Source organism: Pseudomonas reactans, assembly GCF_013387025.1.
Classification (GTDB): Bacteria; Pseudomonadota; Gammaproteobacteria; order Pseudomonadales; family Pseudomonadaceae; genus Aquipseudomonas; species Aquipseudomonas reactans.
Genome location: NZ_JACAQP010000011.1, coordinates 134,625 through 155,928 on the forward strand (window position 1 = coordinate 134,625; position 21,304 = coordinate 155,928).

At 60.3% G+C, this 21,304-nt stretch carries 19 protein-coding genes and 1 riboswitch; of the genes, 9 read left to right on the forward strand and 10 right to left on the reverse strand.

Going from position 1 to position 21,304, the window contains the following annotated elements:
- Window positions 1-47: 47 nt before the first annotated feature.
- Window positions 48-599 carry a DUF3455 domain-containing protein gene (locus HX793_RS14585; RefSeq protein ID WP_177052837.1) on the reverse strand — a complete coding sequence of 184 codons (552 nt, stop codon included), beginning with the start codon at window positions 597-599 and terminating at the stop codon, window positions 48-50.
- A gap of 148 nt (window positions 600-747) precedes the next feature.
- Window positions 748-1,446 carry a hypothetical protein gene (locus HX793_RS14590; RefSeq protein ID WP_025999809.1) on the reverse strand — a complete coding sequence of 233 codons (699 nt, stop codon included), beginning with the start codon at window positions 1,444-1,446 and terminating at the stop codon, window positions 748-750.
- A gap of 273 nt (window positions 1,447-1,719) precedes the next feature.
- On the opposite strand from HX793_RS14590, the gene HX793_RS14595 reads away from it, so the two are divergent.
- The 4 genes from HX793_RS14595 to HX793_RS14610 are packed head-to-tail and all read left to right on the forward strand — an operon-like array spanning window position 1,720 to window position 5,703.
- A complete protein-coding gene (locus HX793_RS14595) occupies window positions 1,720-2,568 on the forward strand; it encodes a FecR family protein (protein WP_177052838.1) in 849 nt (282 codons plus the stop codon).
- A gap of 30 nt (window positions 2,569-2,598) precedes the next feature.
- On the forward strand, window positions 2,599-3,477 hold the full coding sequence (locus HX793_RS14600) for a Tll0287-like and HAMP domain-containing protein (protein ID WP_177052839.1): 879 nt from the start codon (window positions 2,599-2,601) through the stop codon (window positions 3,475-3,477).
- Between the two features lie 10 nt (window positions 3,478-3,487).
- Window positions 3,488-4,891 (forward strand): serine/threonine-protein kinase, encoded by a 1,404-nt coding sequence (locus HX793_RS14605; RefSeq protein WP_177095626.1) that lies wholly within the window; start codon window positions 3,488-3,490, stop codon window positions 4,889-4,891.
- A complete protein-coding gene (locus HX793_RS14610) occupies window positions 4,888-5,703 on the forward strand; it encodes a PP2C family protein-serine/threonine phosphatase (protein ID WP_177060327.1) in 816 nt (271 codons plus the stop codon). The genes HX793_RS14605 and HX793_RS14610 overlap by 4 nt, the downstream gene beginning before the upstream one ends.
- Before the next feature lie 5 nt (window positions 5,704-5,708).
- Here the strand turns inward: HX793_RS14610 and HX793_RS14615 are convergent, their stop codons facing one another.
- Window positions 5,709-6,104 (reverse strand): carboxymuconolactone decarboxylase family protein, encoded by a 396-nt coding sequence (locus tag HX793_RS14615; protein ID WP_016977396.1) that lies wholly within the window; start codon window positions 6,102-6,104, stop codon window positions 5,709-5,711.
- A gap of 114 nt (window positions 6,105-6,218) precedes the next feature.
- Window positions 6,219-6,423: riboswitch (cobalamin riboswitch) on the forward strand.
- Between the two features lie 91 nt (window positions 6,424-6,514).
- Here HX793_RS14615 and HX793_RS14620 point away from each other — a divergent pair.
- The 4 genes from HX793_RS14620 to dkgB all read left to right on the forward strand — a co-directional run bounded on the left by HX793_RS14620 (window position 6,515) and on the right by dkgB (window position 10,638).
- Complete coding sequence (locus HX793_RS14620) at window positions 6,515-8,443, forward strand: TonB-dependent receptor plug domain-containing protein (RefSeq protein ID WP_177095624.1); 1,929 nt, start codon at window positions 6,515-6,517, stop codon at window positions 8,441-8,443.
- On the forward strand, window positions 8,443-8,802 hold the full coding sequence (locus HX793_RS14625) for a (2Fe-2S) ferredoxin domain-containing protein (protein ID WP_016977398.1): 360 nt from the start codon (window positions 8,443-8,445) through the stop codon (window positions 8,800-8,802). The genes HX793_RS14620 and HX793_RS14625 overlap by 1 nt, the downstream gene beginning before the upstream one ends.
- On the forward strand, window positions 8,799-9,731 hold the full coding sequence (locus tag HX793_RS14630; RefSeq protein ID WP_016977399.1) for an ABC transporter substrate-binding protein: 933 nt from the start codon (window positions 8,799-8,801) through the stop codon (window positions 9,729-9,731). The genes HX793_RS14625 and HX793_RS14630 overlap by 4 nt, the downstream gene beginning before the upstream one ends.
- Before the next feature lie 88 nt (window positions 9,732-9,819).
- Window positions 9,820-10,638 (forward strand): 2,5-didehydrogluconate reductase DkgB, encoded by an 819-nt coding sequence (gene dkgB, locus HX793_RS14635; protein WP_177052843.1) that lies wholly within the window; start codon window positions 9,820-9,822, stop codon window positions 10,636-10,638.
- On the opposite strand, the gene HX793_RS14640 is transcribed toward dkgB, so the two are convergent.
- From HX793_RS14640 to HX793_RS14670, 7 genes are all read right to left on the reverse strand, one after another.
- The gene (locus HX793_RS14640) at window positions 10,635-11,057 is read right to left on the reverse strand and encodes an ANTAR domain-containing protein (protein ID WP_177052844.1); all 423 of its coding nucleotides are present in this window, start codon (window positions 11,055-11,057) and stop codon (window positions 10,635-10,637) included. The genes dkgB and HX793_RS14640 overlap by 4 nt on opposite strands.
- A 134-nt stretch (window positions 11,058-11,191) precedes the next feature.
- Complete coding sequence (locus tag HX793_RS14645; protein WP_177052845.1) at window positions 11,192-14,806, reverse strand: transporter substrate-binding domain-containing protein; 3,615 nt, start codon at window positions 14,804-14,806, stop codon at window positions 11,192-11,194.
- Between the two features lies 1 nt (window position 14,807).
- Entirely contained in the window at window positions 14,808-15,434 is a 627-nt protein-coding gene (locus tag HX793_RS14650; protein WP_016977403.1) for a response regulator transcription factor, read from the reverse strand.
- Window positions 15,435-15,732: 298 nt separating this feature from the next.
- Window positions 15,733-16,449 (reverse strand): MgtC/SapB family protein, encoded by a 717-nt coding sequence (locus HX793_RS14655; RefSeq protein ID WP_033902087.1) that lies wholly within the window; start codon window positions 16,447-16,449, stop codon window positions 15,733-15,735.
- Between the two features lie 16 nt (window positions 16,450-16,465).
- Complete coding sequence (gene mgtA, locus HX793_RS14660; RefSeq protein ID WP_177095622.1) at window positions 16,466-19,171, reverse strand: magnesium-translocating P-type ATPase; 2,706 nt, start codon at window positions 19,169-19,171, stop codon at window positions 16,466-16,468.
- Between the two features lie 422 nt (window positions 19,172-19,593).
- Window positions 19,594-20,196, reverse strand: a complete 603-nt coding sequence (locus HX793_RS14665; protein ID WP_177095620.1) for a GNAT family N-acetyltransferase — start codon at window positions 20,194-20,196, stop codon at window positions 19,594-19,596.
- An 11-nt stretch (window positions 20,197-20,207) separates the two neighbouring features.
- Entirely contained in the window at window positions 20,208-20,552 is a 345-nt protein-coding gene (locus HX793_RS14670; protein ID WP_033902084.1) for an FKBP-type peptidyl-prolyl cis-trans isomerase, read from the reverse strand.
- Between the two features lie 389 nt (window positions 20,553-20,941).
- On the opposite strand from HX793_RS14670, the gene HX793_RS14675 reads away from it, so the two are divergent.
- Window positions 20,942-21,187: a DUF6124 family protein gene (locus HX793_RS14675; RefSeq protein ID WP_016976709.1), complete on the forward strand. Its 246-nt coding sequence runs from the start codon at window positions 20,942-20,944 to the stop codon at window positions 21,185-21,187.
- Window positions 21,188-21,304 lie beyond the last annotated feature (117 nt).

Genomic DNA, 21,304 nt, shown 5'->3' on the forward strand with positions numbered 1-21,304 from the left:
GAATTCATTTCGAGAGGTATTACTGAGCCGAACGGCCCGGAATGAGACTACTGACCGAGGAAGCGGTAATCGGCGCTGTAGGGCTCCAGGTGCAATTCACCGACCTGGGCACAACTGCCGCTGAATACTCCGCCCAAGGTATGCAGGCGTTCCACCGCGACCACCTGTTCCAGCCCGCCGTCGCCTTGATGGCTCACTACACCAAGGCGCAGCAGCGGAATGTCCTGGGCACTCGCCCCCGGTGCCTGGGCAATGACCTTGCCGACCACTGCGCTGCGGTCATCCAGTTGCCAAGTGGGCCCGGCAAAATGTCGGCCTACGGTCTTGCCATTGATCATCAGCGTGGCAAGCGGCTCACGAAACTGCCAGGCAAGTTGACCACTGTTGTCACGAGCACAGGTATAGATCTGCACGCCGGCAGCCCGCACGGTCATCAGCACTTTCCTGGCCGAGTCATTGGCAGGTTCCGGCAAGTCCTGTGCCTGTGCCCGCTGCGCATCAACCGCACAGATCACCAGCACAATCAGGCCGATCACTTGCACGGCCAGCAGCGCCAGACGATTACGGCGGGTGATGGCATCAGGATCGGTATCATTCATTTTTCGCCTGCCAGGAGAAGGGTCGAGCAGCGTCTGGTTAATCATGTTGAAGTCCGTCGGTAGCGGCTGGTTATCAGCGTCTGCAGGATGAACAACCGACCCGAACGGTTTATTCCCGACTATTTCCCAAGCCGGGTAAAAACCTCGCCTACCAGACTTCGATCTCCAGTTCCGCGAGCTGACTGGCCGGTGTCGGCACGGCCTTGCCGCTGTGCATCACTCCCTGGCGTGGCGGCTCGCGCTTGAGGTTTGGCACCGGTATCCGCCCGCCTCCGCGTACCGTTTGAGCACCGACCATCGCGAACTGGCCATTGGCGAAGTTCAGCCCCACGCCATTCTGGCGCTGGAAGTAGATCCACCAGCGTTCCTCCTCAAATTTCATGAACGCGAACCCGCGTGGATACGCAGCTTCGCCATAGTCGTCAAAGGTCATCGCGGTGGCGAAACCCAGGCCATGCCCGTCGGAACGACTGAGGTATTCCTTGTTCAGGTAATCACTGCCGCCCTGTACGTGAAACACCCGGTAAGTGAGGTCATCAAGTTGATCGATCAGGATCGAACAACCACTGAAGTCCGGCGTGAACACGTACCCGGTCGCCCCAGGGTTGACCGGGATATCGCAAAAATCGCCCTGGGGAACCCAATGCCCCATCAGCGGCCGTTCGATCTTGCCAAAATCACCTGGCTTATCCAGGGTGGCCAGTCGGTATCCACCGGCTTTATGGCTGTTGACGTCAAACACGTTGATCCCCTTCACCAGGCTTGGAGGAATACGTTTGGCGGTCATGAAGTTCTGTTGCAAAAAGGTCTTGGTGGACGACAACGCAGTCATGCACGTAGTGGTCATAGGTGCTCCGGATAGAAGAAAGATGCAGACGTCTCGTCAATCCTTGTAAACGCCGTTCGAATCACGGGAAATCATCAGAAGAACACCCTCCCCGGACGCTTTATTCCATGATTTCGCTTAATCGAAATGCGCGTTTTCCATGCAGATAATTGTCTTCTTCCTACGGCCAGTCAGCCGGTAGCCTTCGGCCCTGCGATGCCTTGCGCACGCACTAACACCGGCTGCAACGACAGCATCGGTGCCTGCCCCCAGTGCTCGATAGATGGCGCCCACGTGAAAAAACTTTCGATAGTCCTCTTGCTCACCGGCTTGCTCCAGCTGCCGCACGCCCTGGCGGCGCCAGCCACTATTGGCGTGATTGCCTATGCGGAAAAACCGCTGAAGCTGATACGCGCCACCACCCTCTACACCGTGGGCGTCGGCACCCGACTGCAAGGGGGGGATATCCTGCAAACCGGTGCGGCTGGCGTTCAGATCGAGGGCATTGCGTCGACCACACTGGCATTGGGTCCCGACACCCGCATCCTGATTGCAACCAACCGCACCGCTGCGCAAATCAACCTGCTCAACGGCTGGCTGAAGCTGCAACCGGTGGCGGGCAGCACGCACGCCAACCTGGCAGTGACCACAGGTGCCCTGGCGTTCACCGCCACCCAAAGTTCGAGCGTGATTCACGTGAGCCCACGCCAGACCGAGATATTCATCGAGGACGGCAGCCAAGTGGTCAATGAGCTAGACGCCCACGGCAAAGGTGAGCACAGCGTCACCCTGGGCCACGAAGACTTTGCACAACGCAGCGCCGGCAGCGCCCTCAAGCGCGTGCCACGCCCCGAACAGGCATTCATTGACGCCCTGCCTCGCCAGTTCCTCGACCCGCTGGTACCGCTGGGCAAGAAAATCCCTGCCACATCCGAGCTGAAAAAGGAACGTGATGTCACCTACGACGACATTGCCCCTTGGGTTGTCAGCCCGCTCAATCTCAGCCAACAGATGCTCGCCAACCGCTTTGCGCCGCGCCTCAACGACCCCGCGTTCCGCCAGGCGGTGAAGGTCAACCGTGGCGGGGTGCTGGAGTGGGAGCTGGAGCTGTTGCGCCTGGAACGTCGCAAGAATGCGCACTGATCCCCATCACGTCGGTCCCCGAAGGTCTTTATGAAACTGTCGCTTGCGGTCAAATTCAACGTGGTGTTCCTGGCGGTGTTTATCGTCGGTTTTATCGCCACCAGCCTCTCAACCCACTACATGCTGCAACAGAGTGCGCGCCGGGAAACCCTGGAAACCGCACGCATGCTGATGCGCTCGGCCTCCGCCGCCAGCACCTACACGGCCGAGCAGATTGTGCCGCTGCTGGAGAACCGCCTGAAGTTCCAGTTCCTGCCGCAATCGGTGCCGGACTTCGCCGCCATTTCGCACCTGCAGGAACTGCTCGAGTCTTACCCGGACTATGCCTACAAAGAAGCCACGCTCAACCCCACCAACCCGCGTGACCTGGCCAACGACTGGGAAAAAACCCTGATCAGCACCCTGCGCAGCCAGCCGCAGACCGACGAAATGGTGGGTGAGCGCGCCGATGACAAAGGCACGTCGCTCTACATCGCGCGACCGATCCAGATCAAGGACGCTGCCTGCCTGGCCTGCCACAGCACGCCAGATGCAGCGCCAAAAACCATGGTCGACATCTACGGAGCGGTGAACGGCTTCGGCTGGAAACTCAACGACACCATCGGTGCGCAACTGGTCTCGGTGCCACTGGACCTGCCGATGCAACGCGCCAGAAGCCTGCTGCACAGCTACATGCTGTCGATGCTGGGAATTTTCGCCGTGTTATTCGTGGCCTTGAACGTGGCGGTGCACCTGTTTGTCACCCGACGCCTGCGCCAGATGTCGGTGCTGGCTGACCGCGTCAGCCTGGGCGAAACCGATGTGCCGCCGATGGACGTCAGCGGCAGCGACGAGTTGGCACGCCTGGGTCAGTCCTTCGGCCGCATGCGTACCAGCTTGGTCAGCGCCATGAAGATGCTTGAGGAATAGGGCCGCGATCATGCTTGAACAACTCGGCAAATACCGCATCGACAGCGTGCTCGGCAAAGGCGCCATGGGCACGGTGTACAAGGCGTTCGACCCGAACATCGCCCGCACCGTGGCGCTCAAGACCATCCGCAAGGAACTGTTCGGCGACAGCCAGCACGCCGAGTTGGTCAGCCGCTTCAAGAATGAAGCGCAGGCTGCCGGCCGGCTGATGCATCCCAACATCGTCGCAGTCTACGACTACGGCGAGGACGAGGGCTCGGCGTATATCGCCATGGAGTTCGTCGAAGGCACACCGCTCAACACCTTGCTGGCAGCACAAACGGCCCGTGACCTCAGCCACAGCCTCGGCTGGATGCGCCAGTTGCTGTTGGCCCTGGAGTACGCGCACTCCAAGGGCGTGGTGCACCGCGATATCAAGCCGGCGAACCTGCTGATCACCGCCGACAACCACGTCAAGGTCACCGACTTCGGCGTCGCACGTCTGGACTCCTCCACGCTTACCCAGACCGGCTCGATGATCGGCACCCCCAGCTACATGTCGCCGGAACAGTTCTGCGGCGAGTTGATCGACGGTCGCTCCGACGTGTTTTCCGCCGGCATCGTGCTGTACCAATTGCTCACTGGCGAGCGACCGTTTTCCGGCTCGGCCACCATGGTCATGCAGCAGATTCTCAACCAGACGCCGGTGGCACCGTCGAGCTTGAACCTGGCCCTCGACCCGGCGTTGGACAGCGTGATCGTCCGCGCCCTGGCCAAGCGCCCGGCCGACCGCTATCCCTCGGCGCACGCCTTTCTGGATGACCTTGAAGCGCTGCTCGGCACCACCACCGGCAGTTGGATCAGCGCCGATATCGACGATGATCGCACCGTGCTGATGCGCCCCAACCAACCCTTGAGCAGCGGCGTGACAGCGTTGGCGACCGAAGCCGTGGAAACCCTCACACCCTGGAAGCTGGCCGTGATGCCTGAGCTGGAGTCGCTGCTGTCCCATCAGATTGGTCCGCTTGCGCGCTTTCTGGTACGCAAGAGCCTCAATGGCGCCGATGATTTTGAGGGCATCTGCGCCGCATTGTTGCCGCATATTCCGTCGGAGCGCGGCCGTGAGCAGTTCGCCAGCGCCAGCCAGTCGCTGTTCCAGCGCCTCAACCCGCCGACTGCTGCGCCCGAGGTCGTGACTGAACCCACCGCGATTGTCCCGAGCACCGAGGTGATCCCTGCGCCAGTCGACCCCGACTTCGCGCACATGGCCGAACGCCGCCTGGCGGTGCTGATCGGTCCCATCGCCCGTATCGTGGTCAGTCGCGCCTTGCGTGCAACTTCATTGCGCCAACCCTTTGTGCAACGGTTGGCCGAGTCTATCGAGAGCGAGGCCCAGCGCCTGGCGTTCCTCAACAGCTTCGAGCCCCTGCCATGACCGACTCCCCCCTCAGCGCCTGCGGGCCCCATCGTCTGGCCTGCGCGGTCGCCTATGGGGCCAGCGATGTCGGCACGGTACGCCAGAGCAACGAAGATAACTTTCTGGTGGAGCCCAGCCTCAGGTTGTTTGCCGTGGCTGACGGCATGGGCGGCCATGAAGCCGGCGCCCTGGCGAGTGCCGAAGCCTTGATTGGTTTGCGCCAGGCGCTCAACGCCGACCGTGTCGACCCACTGAACGACGACAGCGACCCGGACGCCACCTGGTCGGACCCGGACATGCAAGCTGCCAGCCGCCTGCACAACGCCATCGACCAGGTGAACCAGTGCGTCTACCAGCAAAACGTGGCACGGCAGATGAGCGAAGGCAGCGGCATGGGCACCACCCTCACGGGAGCATGGCGCCCGCATGCCGATGGGCCACTGTTGCTGTTCCACGTAGGCGACAGTCGTTTGTACCGCTACCGCGACGGTGAGTTGAGCCTGCTGACCCGCGACCAGACCTGGTATCAACAAGCCCTTGAGGCCGGCAAAGTCGACCGCTTGCCGGCACGCAACCTGCTGTTGCAAGCGATCGGCCCGGGACCACGGGTAGAACCGCAAGTACGCGTGCAACCCGTGCTGCCCAACGACCTGCTGATGTTGTGCAGTGACGGCCTGCACGGTTGCGTCCCGCACCAGGAAATGGCCCAGGTGCTGGCCGCTGCGGGCCGCGACACGCTGGACACAGCCTGCCAACAGCTGATCCACCTCACCCGCGAATACGCAGGGCGCGACAATGTCACCGTGCTGCTCGCCTGGTTCGACGGCTGAATCGTCTATGGCAGCTTGAACGCCTCGTCCACCGGCACGCGGTAGCCGGTGGCCAGGCGGTTGGTTTCGTTGGCCATGCCGACCACCGCCTGCAACTCGCCGAACATCTCGTCGGTCATCCCCGCCTTGCGCGCCGCCGCCGTGTGGGACGCAATGCAGTACGGGCAATTATTGGTCACGCTGACAGCCACATAGAGCAGCTCCTTGGTCAGTGGGTCCAATGCCCCCGGTGCCATGATTTCCTTGAGACTTTCCCAGGTTCGACGCAGGGTCGGCGGATGGGCGGCCAGGCATTTCCAGAAGTTGTTGACCTGATCGACCTGGCGTGTGCGCATGATGTCGTCATAGACCGCCCGCACTTCGGGGCTGGCATCGGCGTATTCGGTGAGGTGTTGAGTCATGGGATGTCCAACGCGGATGGAGAGTGTTCTGGAATACCGCGCCGCCGCCATTGCTGGCAAGTGAAGCCTGAGAATCCTGGATGACGGAGTTGACGAACGGTCATGCGAATGTTCAGATGCCGGCCTGTTTCAGGTGCCCCCTGCCGCCGTGCTTGGGGTGAAACGGGAAACCGGTACGCTCTTTTGAGCCAGTCCGGTGCTGCCCCCGCAACGGTATTCGCGTGACCCCTTCGACACACCACTGTGGCCTGCGCGCCATGGGAAGGTGAAGGGCTCCATACGCGAGAGCCCGGAGACCGGCCTGGAATTTCTGTTAGGCAAACTCCTGCGGTGGGCGGGCATGGGCCGGTATCGGCGTGTGCGCGATGCCTTCTCCTGCGTGCTTCTGCGAAGATACTTTCGAGAAGACTATGATTCGACGTTCCCTGATCCCTTTGTTCGGCTCGCTGTTCAGCCCCCTGTTGCTGGCCGACGACAATACCCTGGTGCTCAACCAGCAGATTGTCTCCGCTCCTTCCGTGGAATCCACCACCGTCGCCGCCATGGCCCAGTACGGCAGCAAAGTGGAGATCGTCACCCGCGAACAGATCGAACGCGCCGGCCCCGCCGCCGACGTGACGCGGGTGATGCAGATGTTCATCCCCGGCCTCTACGTGGCGCCGAAAAACGGCCCGTTCGACTACGGCACTTATTCCCTGCTGGGCGGGCGCAACGATGACACGTTGATCCTGCTCGACGGCGTGCGCCTGAACAACCGCCTGTATGGCGGCCTGTACCTCGATACGCTGCCGGCCAACGCTATCGAGCGCATCGAAGTGCTCAAGGGCGGCCAGAGCCTGTTGTTCGGCACCCAGGCGGTGTCGGGGGTCATCAACATCGTCACGCGCAGCCCGCAGACACGCGAGGCGTCCGGTGAAGTCAACCTGGGAGTCGATACCTTCGGCGGCACCACCGGCGATGCACGGGTCGAGAAGATCTTCGCCAACGGCTGGGGCGACCTCGGCCTGCTGGCGTATGTCAGCCGCAACGCCTCCGAGGGCTACCAGCCGTTTCGCAACAGCGACTACAGCGGCCGCGTCAGCGACAAAAAGCGCTCGTACGAAGTGACCACCTTCGGCACCAAGGCCATCCAGTCGTTTGGCGACGACTCGCGCCTGGAACTGTTCTACCAATATGCCGATGCCAACCTTGATTTCGCGCGGCCGGTGAACAACTACAAGACCACCAACGACCGCGTGCAACAGATCGCCACGGCCACTTTCGAACAGGCGATCAACGAGCGCCTGAGTTATTTCATCAAGGGCCATATCAACGACTGGGACACACGCTACACGCGGATCGATAACACCGCGAATGGCGGCCGTAATGTGCGCAATCACAATGACTACTGGGGCTTTACCGATTGGGGCGTACAAGCCGAGGGCAAGGCCGAGTTGCCAGGCGGCCATGTGCTGGTGGTAGGCAGCGACAACCAGTGGTTCAAGGGCCAGGACGATGTACTGGTGATCGACGACAACAAGGCCCAGGCCCACGCGCTTTATACGCAACTGCGACCGCAGATCGACGCATTGCCCAACTGGCACCCCAGCGTGGGCGTGCGGCATGAAGCCATGAGCGGCGGTGACAGTGCCACTGTCGGCATGCTCACCTCGCTCTACGATCTCAACGACCACTGGGCCCTGCGCGGCCAATACGGTACGGCCTACAAACTGCCCAACGCCGAGCAGTTGTTCGTCAACGAGCCAGGCGACGAAATCGGCAACCGCAATCTCAAGCCGGAGAAAAGCCGCAACGCCGAACTGGGGATCGACTACAAGGGGCTACTGGGCGAAGGTGACTTCAGCGCCAGCGTCACGCTGTTCAAACGCAAGATCACCGACCTGATCACGCTCGACGATGTGCAGTGGGTCAACGGCCAGGGCCAGATCCAGATGCGCGGCTTCGAGGCCGACGCCAAGCTCGCGCTCAACGACCAGTGGAGCCTGCAAGCCGACATGACGCGCAACCTCACCGAATCGCGCACGGGGGTTACCATCAACGATATCCCGAGCTTCTTTGCCCGTTCACGTATCGGTTTCGAATCGGAAAACCGCTTATGGGGCGCAGGTACTGCGATCCGCTATATCCGCGACATCACCAGCTCAAAAAATGTCGAATACGGCCACTACTCCGTGGTGGACGCCGATGCCTATCGCTACCTCGACAACGCCCACCAGCACCGCCTGAGCCTGCTGGTGGAAAACCTGTTCGACCGCGACTACGTCACCAGCCGCGCCAGCAACGTCGACAACCTCGGCCGCCCATTCACATCGGAGGTGCGTTACACGTATCGCTTCTGATGACTGAGATCACCAAAATCGACGGGGTGGACTTCCATCCCGACTGGTCCCGCATACCGGACCACGCCCGCCATGTATTCCTGTGCACCGGCCCACGCTGTACGCAGCGCGGCGCCTTGCAACTGTGGAAAACCCTGCGCCGCCGACTGCTGGAACATGAGCACATCGAAGTGTCCGGAGGCGTGCTGCTGACACGCACCCATTGCCAATTTCCATGCAATCTCGGGCCGGTGCTCACGGTGTATCCCGAGCGTTGTTGGTATGGCGTGCGCAACAAGGCCGAAGTGCTGCGCCTGGTGGATGTGCACCTGGTGGGCGGCGATGTGGTGCAAGACCTGTTGATCAAGGATGCCCCATGAAACACCCATGGTTTTGGCTGGCCGCCCTGCTCTGCGGCACACCCGTGCTGGCAGACACCTATCGCAACTGCGCCCAGGACTGGAGCGTGCCCCCGTCACCGCCGTCGCGCATCGTGGCGCTCAACCAGCACGCCGCCGATTTGCTGCTGGCGCTGGATGCCGGGCCTTCGCTGGTGGGTGTGGCTTACCTGGACGACAACGGCATTGCACACCGGCACGGCGAGTACTTCGACGTACCGGTCATCGCGGCGAAATACCCGTCCAGTGAAGTGCTGTATGCACAGCATCCGGACCTGGTGGTGGGCGGCTTTGCCAGTGCGTTCGGTAATGGGGTCACGTCGCGCACCGGTCTGGCAAACAACGGGGTGGCGTCGTACCTGCTGGAGTCCGCCTGCGCGGGTCACTCCCTGGATTACTTTGGGCATATCCGTCAGGACTTGTTTACCCTCGGCGCCCTGCTGCACAAAACCCGGCGCGCTCAAATGCTGAGCGATGCGTTGGATGCCGACCTGTCAAACGCCCATGCGCTGATCGGGGATGCCCACCCGCTGTCGGTGTTTTACCTGGACAGTGAAGTGGGTGGACTCGATAGCGAAGGTCAACGGGGTTTTGTCACCACCTTGCTGGCAGCTTCCGGTGCACGCAATGTACTGGCCGATATCCCGTTGTCACGGGTGACCGTCAGCAATGAAACCCTGTTGACCAAGGACCCGGACGTGATCCTGCTGGCCGACGCCCTGTGGTCACCGGCCAGCCGCAAGCGGCAGTTGCTGACCACCGACCCGGTACTTTCGAAGCTACGCGCCGTGCGCGAGAACCGCATGATCGATATTCCCTTCACCCACGTGGTGCCCAACATGGGCAGCGGCCAGGTGGTTCTGTCATTGGCACAGCGGTTCAAGGCGCTGGCGATTCGTGATCTGCGGTAAAGAGTCCTTTTCGGATTCGGCGGTTTTTCCGAAGGAACGACGGGTGGATACTCGACTCCATTGTTTACCCCCTCTTCAGGAGTTACTGATGTCCATTCCAACGCAAAACGTTCCGGCCTTCGGCCTTGGCACTTTCCGCCTGCAAGGCCAGGTGGTGATCGATTCCGTCAGCACCGGCCTGGAACTGGGCTACCGTGTGATCGACACCGCGCAGATCTACGAGAACGAAGCCGACGTCGGCCAGGCAATTGCCGACAGCGGCGTGCCGCGTGACGAACTGTTTATCACCAGCAAGATCTGGATTGCCAATTTCGCCGAAGGCCAGCTGATTCCAAGCCTGCGCGAAAGTCTGAGCAAGCTGAAGACCGACTACCTGGACCTGACCCTGATCCACTGGCCCTCGCCGGAAGACCAGGTGCCTGTCGCCGAATTCATGGGCCAGTTGCTGGAAGCCAAGCGCCTGGGCCTGACCCGCCAGATCGGCATTTCCAACTTCACCGTCGACTTGATGAAACAAGCGATTGCAGCCATTGGGGCCGAAAACATCGCCACCAACCAGATCGAACTGCACCCCTACCTGCAAAACCGTAAGGTCGTGGACTTCGCTACCGCCAACGGCATTCAGATCACGTCCTACATGACCCTGGCCTACGGCGAAGTGCTCAAGGAACCGGTGATCCAGCAAATCGCCGAACGCCATCAGGCGACCCCGGCGCAAGTGACGCTGGCCTGGGCCATGCAACTGGGCTACGCAGTCATCCCTTCATCGACCAAGCGCGTCAACCTGGAAAGCAACCTCAAGGCCCTGCAACTGACCTTGAGCGCTGCCGACATGACACAGATTGCCGAACTGGAACGCGGCCATCGCCTGACCAGCCCCAAGGGTATCGCACCAGAATGGGATTAAATCCCGGCTGCTGGTGCTTGGGCTAACTCCCGCAACCACGGCAACACCCGCAGGCCGGCAGTGGCTGCGGGTGGGTCAATGATGTCCATGAAGTGTTCAAGGTTGACGTTGTCCGGCACGCCGGGCAACCGCACGAGCACCGCCGTCGTTGCGTCGGCGCTGGGGCTCAGGTCCAGGTGATCGTAGACCAGCACATGGTGTGCCTGAGGTTGAGGTCCGCTGGCGTGGGCCGCCAACCCTGCATTGATAATCAGCACATCAAAAGGCCGGGCCGGGATGGCGGTGAGCAACTGGACCTCTTCAAAGGTTCCCACCGGTATGATCCGGTAGTATCCCAACCGGTTGAGCATTTTCTCGATATACAGGCGTTGCAGGTGTTGTTCATCGGCAATCAGGATGGTCAGTGCTTTGTTTGGCATGGCGAACCCCTGGGCAGGCAGCGCTCGTCAGTGAGCGTGGCCCATTTTCCAGACATACCCCGAAGACAAAATCAGGCTTGTTCCCTCTCCATGTAGGAGTTCTCCCAAATCCACCGAATGGCCATTCACTTCAGTCAAGCCTGCTTGATGCGGGTGCTCAAGCTGTGATGCAAGCTATCGATGGCGTGGCCAATGGCTTCAACCGAAGCCGCCAATGCATCACGGTCCCCCCTTTCACACACGCCCTCCAGCGCTTCACAACAAGCGATCAACGTCTGCGCCTTGACCATGCGAGCCCCACCTTTGACGCGATGGGCCAGGTCATGCAATTTGCCGAGGTCCGCGTGTTCTTGCAGCGCCGATAGCAGCAAGCGATCCTCCGCAAGGCTATCGAGCAAGGGCACCAGCAACTCATTGAGCCCGGCAGTATCATCGCCTGTCAGAGCGACCAGCGTACTTAAGTCAAATACCGGCACGCCCTTTTTCACCACCGGTGCCGCGGTGCGCGACGCCAACGCCGTGCGCAGATCATCCAGGCCGGTCGGTTTGAAGAGACAACCGTCCATGCCCGCCTGCCGGCAGCGTTCGGTCTCCTCGGGTTGCGCGTTGGCGGTAAACCCCAATAGCAGACACGGCACCAAACCACGCTGACGCTCTTGGGCACGGATATCACGTGCCAATGTATAACCATCCATGACCGGCATATTGCTGTCGGTGATCACGCCATCAAAACGCCCGGCCAGCCATAACGCAAAACCTTCGGCGCCGTCTTGCGCAGTGACGATGTGATGCCCCAGAAAGTTCAATTGCCGAGCCAGCAACAGGCGGTTGGCCGGGTAATCGTCAACCACCAAGAGGTTCAACGCATGAGTCGCAGGCGCAGGTACCACAGGCGTACACACCGGTGCTACCGAGGCCAACGCCAGCGTCAACGTCAGGTCCACGCGCGTGCCTTTACCGAGCACACTGCTCAAATGCAATTGACCGCCCATCATTTCGCACAGGTTGCGGCTGATCATCAACCCCAGCCCCGAACCACTGCGCGCCGATTGGTCGTGATTGCTGCCTTGGACAAAGGGGCTGAACAACCGCTGTTGGTCTTGGGCACTGATGCCAATCCCCGTGTCCTCCACGAACAACCTCAGGTTCAAATGATCACCGCTCAACGAAGGTGTGCCCTGAGCCCCCAGGCGTACCTGGCCGGTAGTCGTGAACTTGATGGCATTGCCCAGCAGGTTGGACACTATTTGTTTGAGACGCAGAGGGTCGATCAGCACCAATCGGTCGACCATCAGGTCGAGTTCAGCTTGCAGCTGCAGCCCCTTGTCCCGCGCCAGCCCCTCGAACACCCGCGCCACAGAGGCCAATAGCTCATGGAGATTGGCTTCTTCCAGGCTCAGGGACAGGTGACCGGTTTCAATCCGCGCAATGTCCAGGATATCGCCAATCAATTCCAGCATGCTTCGGGACGCCATCGACGCCACTTCCAGCGCGTCCAGATCGACACGGCCCTGCTCGGCGTTTTTCAGGGCCAACTCAAGCATGCCGATCACCGCATTCATGGGCGTGCGTATCTCATGACTCATGGTCGCCAGGAACGTGGTCTTGGCACGGTTAGCGGCGTCGGCGTCCTCCTTCGCTTCCTGCAGCTGGCCCAGCAGGCGCTGGCGCTCGCTGACGTCCACCCAGCCGCCAATCATGCCCACAACGTTACCGCTGCTGTCACGGTACGGCAGCATCCACTGGTAAATGGTCAACACACCACCACCCGGCACCTTGAGCACGCGATCCTGGATCTGCGGCTCGCCGCGTTCCATCAGGTCCAAGTAATCGGAATGGAACGACTGGGCCTGCGGCGGGTTGCCCGTGTCGGTTTGCACCACGGTCTTGCCGATCACGTCCTCTAACTTGAAACCAAACACATCAAGGTAAGCGTTGTTGCAGGCCATCAACCGGCCTTGGCGATCGCGCACGTAAATCGCATGAGGTGTGCCGTCGATCAGCACCCGCATAAATCGCATCTGATCGCTCAAGGCACGTTCTGCCTGGGCGCGCTTGCGTATCAGGTTACGCAGGTAGAGCACCCAACCCAGGGTCACCAGCAGCAGCAAGGCGGCCAGGCTAAACCCTTGGATGATCACGTTTCGATGGCTGCTCCAATAGCTGTCTTCGATGATGATCTCACTGCGCCAACGGTTGGTCAGTTCGTCCATTTCTTCAGGGGTGATACTCAACAACGCCTTCTCGAGGATCGAATACAGCTCCAGTTGGCTACGGTTGACGCCGAAGGCCACACGCGCCGGCTCCGTGCCAACCGTGCTGGTGATCCGCAGGCGGTCTCGATAATTGCGCGCAATCATGTAGCGTGCGCTGATCAACGAAACTATCGTCGCATCGACACTCCCCTTGGCGACCAGGTCCATGGCGGCCTCAGGGTTCTCGACGTCGACAAACTTGATACCTGGATAGTCCCGGGCTATCTGTGCACCGAGGCTGTTGCCACCAATGAACGCCAGGCGTTTGCCGGGCATGTCTTCCAGGGTGAGCAGCCGTTCATCACTGGCACGCGCCACCAACACATAGGGACTGGACAGGTAGGGTCGGGTAAAGCGGACCTTCTCGGCACGCTCGACGCTAGGCGTGATAACCGCAAGCATATCCACTTGACCGCTGCTGACCTCGTCAATTTGCCGAGGAAGAGAATTGCCGTGGACCATCTCGAACTTCAAGCCCGTGCGCAGGCTGATCCGCGACAACACCTCCTCGCTCAGCCCCGCGAATTGCTCGTGCTCATCTAAAAATGACAGCGGCATGAACCTGTCGAGCACAGCGACTTTCACCCGTGGGTGCTTCTCCAGCCAACTCTGCTCGCTGTCGCTCAGGCGCAGTCGGTCGGCCTCAAGGAAACCGCTGTCGCCAGCACTCCAACGGCGCAGGATGTTCATTTGCTCGCTGGGCGGAATGACGGCCAGCGCTGCATTGATGATATTCAGCAGTCGAATGTTGTCCCTGGAGAAAGCGAACCCGAACGGGTTGACCTCCAGCCCGGAAAAATCGGCCATGCGCACATTATTGAGGTGATGCTTGTTGATCAGATAACGGGTACTGATAACGTCGCCCAGGTAAACATCTGCCTGGCCGAACGCCACGGAGCCGATGGCTTGGAGGGTCGAGCCATACAACAGCAGTTGCGCGTCGGGGTAATAGGCTTGGACAGCGCCTGGTTGCATGTAGTGGTAGAGCATCGCCACGCGTTTGCCTGCCAGGTCGGCGCTCAGTAAATGGCTGTCACCGGCGCGGGTAACCAGTACAGGTTGATCATTGGCGTAGGAACGGGACAGTATCAGGTCCTTGTCGGCAGCTTCGTAACCATTGGCCGAGCCTACTAAATCCACCTCGCCCCGCTTGAGCGCCTCGATCACCTCATCGCGAGTGTCATAGCGTCGAACTTCAATGGGCACGCTTAAGATAAGGCTGATCAACCAAGCGTAGTCAGCGGTGATACCTTCAAAATCGTTGTTGTTGCTCAGGTCAAAAGGCGCGTAGTCCGGCGCCGACACGCCCATTACCAGTACGCGTCGCTCGCGCAACCAGCGCCAGTCGCGCTCATCAAGCTCAAGGCCAGGGTTTTCAAGGGAGGAGTGGCCGAGGAGCCGTAGGGTGTGTGGCTCATCCAGGGCCATCGCTGTATAGGGCAACAGCCCGACCAACAGGATGGCCGTGAATCTCAACAACCGGGAGGTGGTCATTTCAGATCAGATGATTGCGCTGTGCGAACTTGGACAGGTGCACCACCGAGGACATGCGCAACTTCTCCTTGAGTCGCGTCTTGTAGGTGCTGATGGTTTTGTGACTCAACAACATATCCTCGGCGATTTCCTTATTACCCAGGCCCAGGGCCAGTTTTTGCAACACTGTCAACTCGCGGTCCGACAGCGCGTCGACCAACTCTTGCTCAGTGGTCTGCAAATCGTCACGGCGCACTGAACTGGTGGCCACGCTGGGAAAGCAGCTGTAGCCGGACCGGATCGCCCTGATCGCCTTTTGCAACTCGTCCAGTTCACCCGTCTTGGCCACAAACCCCATGGCTCCGGCGCGCATGCAGCGGGTGGAGAAGAACACCGCGAGGTAAGAGGTGAGCACCAGAATCTTGCAAGGCAGTTCCAGCGCCTTGATCCGACTGATCACCTCCAGCCCGCCAAGCTTGGGCATGGCCAGGTCAAGGATGATCAGATCCGGGCGCTGCTCACGCGCACACTGCATGGCGTCGGCGCCGTTGCCCGCCTCATAGATTTCATCAAAACCTTCCTGCTTCAGCAGGTATTTCACGGTGGCGCGGATAAAAGGGTGATCGTCCACAATTAAAGCTTTGCTCATAAGACTCCCCGAGGGATCAGTACGCTTACATATCACACGGGACCTATCTACCTGTGAAAAGTAACAGTTCCGACAAACGGTGCTGATTACTCCGCACGACACTTCAGGCAGTACAGACCCCTCCTTTTGATAAAGCACGGTCAAAACGTTGAGCTGCGCCCTAGTTCCTGAGGCGCAAGGGCGCAACCTTAACAACGGCGCGGCTTATCAAATGAAGGGATAATCTCGATTGCTTGTAGGACTTTTCCTCACAACAGCATAGTCAGCTTTGCACGAGACAACATCTGACACCCGGGGACTACTCAGTGGTACTCGGGCTCCAGAACGCCTGCACCACCAGGGTCGACATCGAAATTCGCGCCACCAGCGCATCCAGTTCGTCACCGTCCACCGATGTCACGGCCAGGGTGGCTTCGATCTCCACCTCTTCCGTACCGAAGGGGCGCACGTCCACATCGCTGGCCGGGTAGTTGCAGCGAGCCAGCTCCGCTTCGAGCAAGGCCAGTACGGCTTTCTGCTGGGTACGCCGGGCGATCACATACAGAATATTGGTGACTTCTGCCGACACCACGTCCAACGGCTGGCGGTTGATGTTGTTGACGATCGGTCGCAGCAAGGTGTTGGCTGCCAGCACAAACAGCGTGCCCAGCAACGCTTCGAGGACCAGGTCAGCCCCCGCACAGGCGCCCACCGCCGCCGATGCCCAGAGCGTGGCCGCCGTGTTGAGCCCACGCACGTTGCCCTCTTCACGCATGATCACGCCGGCACCGAGAAAGCCGATGCCCGAGACCACATAGGCCACCACCCGCACCGCGCCTTCCGCGCCGCCGAGCCGGCTGGCCATATCGACAAAAATCGCCGCGCCCACCGCCACCAGCACGTTGGTGCGCAGGCCCGCCGTGCGTTGACGGTACTGGCGTTCGAAACCGATCAAACCACCGAGAATAAAGGCCGCGGTGAGGCTGACCAGGGTGTCGACCAGGGATTCGAGGTTGATGTTGTTGATTGCTTGCATAGGAAATCTTCCCTGTTCATTGCCAGCCAAACTTACGGATGTAGTAGCCCTTTACCGCCTGGGTCAGTGCCATGTACGCCAGCAGGATCACCGGCAGGAACACGAAGTACAGCGACGGCAGCGCCTGCAACTTGAAATAATGCGCCAGCGGCCCCATCGGCAGGAAAACCCCCACGGCCATGATCACGCCGGTCATCACCATCAACGGCATCGCCGCACGGCTTTGCAGGAACGGGATTTTCGGGGTGCGGATCATGTGCACGATCAGCGTCTGGGTCAGCAGCCCGACCACGAACCAGCCGGACTGGAACAGGGTCTGGTGGTCGGGCGTGTTGGCATCGAAGACATACCACATGAGTGCGAACGTGGTGATGTCAAAGATCGAACTGATCGGCCCGAAAAACAGCATGAAACGGCCGACATCTCCCGGCTGCCAGCGCTGGGGTTTGCTCAGCATCTCGTCGTCGACGTTATCGAACGGAATCGCAATCTGCGAAATGTCATACAGCAGGTTCTGCACCAGCAAATGCATCGGCAGCATCGGTAGAAACGGAATGAACGCACTGGCCACCAGCACCGAGAACACGTTGCCGAAGTTGGAACTGGCGGTCATCTTGATGTACTTGAGCATGTTGGCGAAGGTGCGCCGGCCTTCCAGCACGCCCTCCTCCAGGATCATCAGGCTCTTTTCCAGCAGGATGATGTCGGCGGCTTCCTTGGCGATATCCACCGCGCTGTCCACCGAGATGCCGATATCAGCCGTACGCAGTGCTGGCGCATCGTTGATGCCGTCGCCCATGAAACCGACCACATGCCCATTGGCCTTGAGCAGGCGCACGATGCGTTCCTTGTGGCTGGGCGTCAGCTTGGCGAACACATTGGTGGTTTCCACGGCCTTCGCCAGTTCGGCGTCGGTCATGGCTTCGATGTCGTTGCCCATCAGCAAGCCCTGTTGCTCCAGGCCCACTTCGCGGCAGATCTTGGCAGTGACCAGTTCGTTGTCACCGGTCAGCACTTTCACTGCCACGCCATGGGCTTTGAGGGCCTTGAGCGCAGGAGCAGTACTTTCCTTGGGTGGGTCGAGAAACGCGACGTAACCGATCAGCGTGAGGTTGTTCTCATCCGCCAGGCTGTAGGTGTCACGCCCAGACGCCATTGGTTGCGCGGCCACGGCGACCACGCGCAGGCCTTCTTCATTGAACGCGGCGGTCACCTGGCGGATGCGCGCCAGCAGGTCTTCAGTCAGCGCTTCGTTGACGTCGCCGTGTCGCACGTTGTTGCACACCGACAGAATCTCTTCCACGGCGCCCTTGCAGATCAGCAGATGCGGCTGGTCGTGCTCGGCGACGACGACGGACATGCGGCGGCGGTTGAAGTCGAACGGGATTTCATCGACCTTCTGGAACGCCGTGCCAACTTTCAGCTCGCGGTGCACTTCCACATGTTCCAACACCGCCACATCCAGCAGGTTTTTCAGGCCGGTCTGGTAGTAGCTGTTGAGGTAGGCCATTTCCAGTACGTCATCGGATTCGGCGCCCCACACGTCCACATGGCGCGCCAGGAAGATTTTGTCCTGGGTCAGGGTGCCGGTCTTGTCGGTGCACAGCACGTCCATGGCACCAAAGTTCTGAATCGCGTCCAAACGCTTGACGATGACTTTTTTGCGCGACAGAAAAACCGCACCCTTGGCCAGGGTCGAGGTGACGATCATCGGCAGCATTTCCGGGGTCAGGCCCACGGCAATCGACAGCGCGAACAACAGTGCTTCGGTCCAGTCGCCCTTGGTGAAACCGTTGATGAACAGCACCAACGGCGCCATCACGAACATAAAGCGGATCAGCAACCAGCTGACCTTGTTGACGCCATGCTGGAACGAGGTGGTCGCACGGTCGGTCGCGGTCACACGCTGGGCCAAGGCACCGAAATAGGTGCTGTTGCCGGTGGTCAGGATCACCGCCGTCGCCGCGCCGGACACAACGTTGGTGCCCATGAACAGGATGTTCTCCAGGTCCAGCGGGTTGCGGGTCTTGGCGTCCTGCTGCTGGGCGAACTTCTCCACCGGCATCGATTCACCGGTCATTGCCGCCTGGCTGACGAACAGGTCCTTGGCGCTGCGCACGCGGCAATCGGCGGGGATCATGTCCCCAGCGGACAGCACGATCAGGTCGCCCGGCACCAACTGCTTGATCGGCAGTTCAATGCGCTTGGCTTCATCGCGGCGCAGCACCGTAGCGGTGTTGCTCACCATGGCTTTCAGCGCATCGGCGGCCCTGTTGGACTTGGCCTCCTGCCAGAAACGCAGCAACGTCGACAGCACCACCATGGAGAAAATCACCGTGGCGGCCTTCATGTCTTCGGTCAGCCAAGAGATCACCGCCAGCAAGGTCAGCAGCAGGTTGAACGGGTTTTTGTAGCAGTGCCACAGGTGCACCCACCATGGCAGCGGCTGTTCATGCTCGACTTCGTTGAGGCCGTATTGCACGCGCAGGGCATCAGCTTCCTGAGTCGTCAAACCCTCGGAATGGCTACCCAGGGTGCCGAGCAACTGCACCGCACTGCTGTTGGCCGAGACCACCAGGGTTTGCGCCAAGGTCGGCGGCACTTCGCGGCTGACGCTGGCGTCGGTCACGGTTTCGAGCATCGCCAGGCGACGGAAATGCCGGGCGATGTGCCGGGTCCGCAGGAAGCCGGCAAAGAACTCTTTCAACAGAGTCAGGTTCATGGTGTTACTCCTGCGCGAGGAAAAAACCGTCGTGCAGGTACCGCCGTCTGCACCGCGCCCGTTTTATAGGCACAGCCAGCTTGGCCCGCCTGTCGTAAAAGACAGGCGCGTCCGTAGCATCCCGAGGGTGAACCGGGTGCTGGTCAGCGTCGATGAGAGGGATTCGAGCAGGTGCCAGGACTGGCCGCTGCCGGGATGCCGCTTCTCGCTATTAGTGGCGAGACAACGGCATCGGAAAAATGCGCGTTACCTTGCCAAGCCTGTGCCGGTTACCGAAACCGGCCGACTACTGTCACTCGAACAAGTACCCACTGAGGGTCTCCGCTATTGATGAAAACGCGCGAAGCTTACGCCCCGATGATGAGAGAGTAAACTGTAGGAAAGTTTCCGCATGGGGAATAAGAAGATTCTTCAGGATGGGTTCAGGAAGGTACATCCACTTGATCTCGCGGCACCAACGCCAGGTAATCACCCACCTGCCCACCTGTCAGGGCCTTGACCTGAATCGAGACCCTGTTCACTTGACGCCCCATGGTGATCCCCTCGCGCGTGCGCACCGACACATAACCCTGCTTAGGCCAGAAGCGTTCGGCCTTGGTATTGCCGATGACCACCGTCAGCCTCAGCCATTGTGCGCCGTTGCCCGCAGCCCAAGCCTCAAGATCCGCGTGTAACTGCCGCGCCAGCCCGGTGCCATGCAAACGTGCATCCACCAGCAACAGCCCGATATGCCAAACACCCACAGCCAGCAAGTCCGCCGCAATGTTCACCACCGCCACCAGCTGGTTTTCCAGATCGCGGTAACCCAGCCAATACATCCGACTGCACGCCCACCCTGCGGGCAACTGCCCCTGCAATTCCTCATGCGCTTCGGTCGCTGTGGCCGGTTCGCCGTTGACCGCGATGAAGTAACCCGGCGCCCGCTCAAAAAACCGCTGCAACTCGACCTCATCGCGATCACCCAGTTCAACGACCTGAATGCCCACGACGGAACACGCCGGCAACCCGTGTGAATCAACTTCCATGTCCATCGTCCTCAATCGTCCCGCGTCAGCACTTCCAGCAACTCAATCTCAAAACGCAGGTTGCTGTTGGGCTTGATATGCGCGCCCATCGACCGCTCGCCATAGGCCAGATGCGCCGGCACAAACAGGGTGCGCACGCCGCCTACCTGCATGCCCATCAAGCCCTGGTCCCAGCCCTTGATCACACGCCCGGTGCCGATCACACACTGGAACGGTTTGCCGCGCTCCCAGGACGAATCGAACACCGTGCCGTCTTCCAGGGTACCGGTGTATTGGGTGGTGATCAGCGCGCCTTTGACCACGGCTTTGCCGGTGCCGGGGCGGATGTCGGTGATTTGGAGTTCTTCGGGGTTCATAGGGCGCTCGTTGACGGTACAAAGGGTGGGGTTTTCCCAGAATTGGGTAGGTTTGGCAAGTGTAGGAAGAGTCGCTGCGATGACATTTCCCTTTAACTCGCAGGACGTTTCCGAGAGAATCCCAACCGCTTGCGCCGCTCAAATCACGTGGCTAGTCTTCGTCGGTCACTGCCAATTCAGTGACCGGGTTTAGTAGCCCACGATGTGATTAGGCGCCAAGCGCCCCCTTCTGCAAGGCGCTTTTTTTCGGCCCTGCGTTATGGTGGCCGTGCGCAGGGCACCTTCGGGTGCGCCGGGTCCTAATCACCGGTCTACTAACCTGCGTACGGCCGCCACCCCGTTTAGTAGCGAAGGTAACGGCTCTCTAACGTTGATTAGGAGTTGAACCCATGGACAAACCTGTCCCCGCGCCACCCGCTTCAGAACTGCAATTCTTCACCACCACCCCCGACCTCAGCTTCGAAGACGCCCTGGCTCACGCCAGCAGCGTGCTGCGTTGTGCAGCCGTTGCGGCGCAAACGGCCGGGGATCAACTGGAAGGGACTTCACGCACTCTGGTGCTGTCGGTCATGCACCTGGTGGACATGGCCAGTGTGATGGTGGATCGGTCGCTGGAGTGTATGCAGCCGAGCTAACACAATGCCGCTCAGAGTGAGGGAGCATGCTCCCCACTTTAATCGCTTGCACTGCCCCTACAAAAAAATACGAATTTACTGTGCCAAAATCCAACGTTAGGGAAACTCTGAAAAAGA